This window comes from Aerococcus sp. L_32, from assembly GCF_050689315.1.
The window spans coordinates 1-1,667 of sequence record NZ_JBOEQF010000414.1 but is presented as its reverse complement, the minus strand read 5'-3'; the positions used below and the strand labels follow the sequence as shown (position 1 = coordinate 1,667).

Genomic DNA, 1,667 nt, shown 5'->3' with positions numbered 1-1,667 from the left:
CTTCATTCGCCAATCGAATTTGTTACTGGCCGGGTAAAGAGACCTGACAGTATTTTAAGAAAAGCTGAATTTAGAGAAGTATCAGACCTAAACGCACATAATATTGAAACCGTGATTGAAGATATCGGTGGTATTCGCATCATGTGTCAGTTTGTGGAAGATATTTATCAAATCGTTGAAATCCTTCATCAGCGTGAAGATTTTGACATTATTGTTGAACGTGATTATATTAGTCATAAGAAGGCAAGTGGCTATCGTTCATACCATATTGTCATTGCTTATCCGATTGAAAGAATTACGGGGACCGATTCGATCCTTGTTGAAATACAAGTGCGGACTTTAGCGATGAACTTTTGGGCGACCATTGAGCACTCATTGAATTACAAGTATGCGGGCGATTATCCATTAGAATTGCACCAACGACTTGAAAGAGCAGCTGAAGCAGCCTTTCGTTTAGACGAGGAAATGTCTGAAATTCGTGAAGAAATTAAGGAAGCCCAGAAGTATTTTCAAACGACTGGGTCAAATAGTAGACAGAAGACACAATTTCCTAATTCAGTAGAAGATCAAATAGAAGACAAACATAAACGCCCGCTATACTTTGATGATTAATTAAAATATTCGGATCAAGTTGCAAAGGGAATGAAGATGTAAATGTAACGGTGACTAAATCAATTGTGGAGGGTATGTAGATGAGAGTGGCAGTACGATACAGTGACACTGAAAGTTCTAAAAAAATTCGCGATATGATTTATGCATCTTGTGCAAGCTCAGGCTTTGAATTGGATGATGTAAATCCTGAATTAGCGATTTCCGTTGGTGGAGATGGCACCTTGCTAAAAACCTTCCATACTTATGCGGACCAGTTAGACTCTGTTCGTTTTGTTGGTTTACATACTGGGCACTTAGGTTTTTATACAGACTGGCTAGAGAGTGAATTGCCTGAATTCCTTGCAGCCTTAAGTAATGATTCAGGTGAGAGTGTGTCTTATCCCTTACTAGAAGTCGAAATTGAATACAGTGATGGCCAAGTGGTCCGCCACATTGCTTTGAATGAGTCTGCCATTAGACGGTATGAGGGGACAATGACGTGCGAGATTTTCATTAAAGAAGAAAAATTTGAATTCTTTAAAGGAGACGGCTTGTGTATTTCAACGCCAACTGGTTCAACAGGGTTAAATAAATCCTTAGGTGGGGCCGTTGTCCACCCGCGTTTAGATACCATTCAAATGACGGAGATTGCCTCAATTAATAACCGAGTATACCGGTCTTTAGCCAGCCCCTTATTGATCGCAAAAGACGAGTGGATTGTCGTAAAACCGGCCAAAGAACATGCCATGACTGGTATATTCTTGTCTTTAGACCACTTGAATATGCCATTGAATGATGTTGAAAAAATTACATACCGTGTAGCCAAGGAACGCGTGCATTTTGCTCGTTACCGTCACATGCACTTCTGGGATAGAGTAGAGAACTCATTTATCGGAATCAACGACTATCCAAAGCGCAAGCTCACAAAGGATGAAAATTAGTTTTTCAGTATTTAGTATGTAAAAAAGCAATAAATTAAAGTAACAAATAAAGTGCGTAAATGAAAGGTCGACAATTTTTATGATGGTATTCGAATGGCAAGCGGATGAAGCTTTGTTAACACGTACCTTTTTGAA

General features: G+C 39.3%; 2 protein-coding genes. Both read left to right on the top strand.

Features of this window, described 5'->3' with window-relative positions:
• Positions 1-612: GTP pyrophosphokinase (locus tag ACRCJ0_RS13520; protein ID WP_431390755.1), on the top strand; the 612-nt coding region annotated here is incomplete at its 5' end.
• An 80-nt stretch (positions 613-692) separates the two neighbouring features.
• The gene (locus ACRCJ0_RS13515) at positions 693-1,532 is read left to right on the top strand and encodes an NAD kinase (RefSeq protein ID WP_419970748.1); all 840 of its coding nucleotides are present in this window, start codon (positions 693-695) and stop codon (positions 1,530-1,532) included.
• The last annotated feature ends 135 nt before the right edge of the window (positions 1,533-1,667 follow it).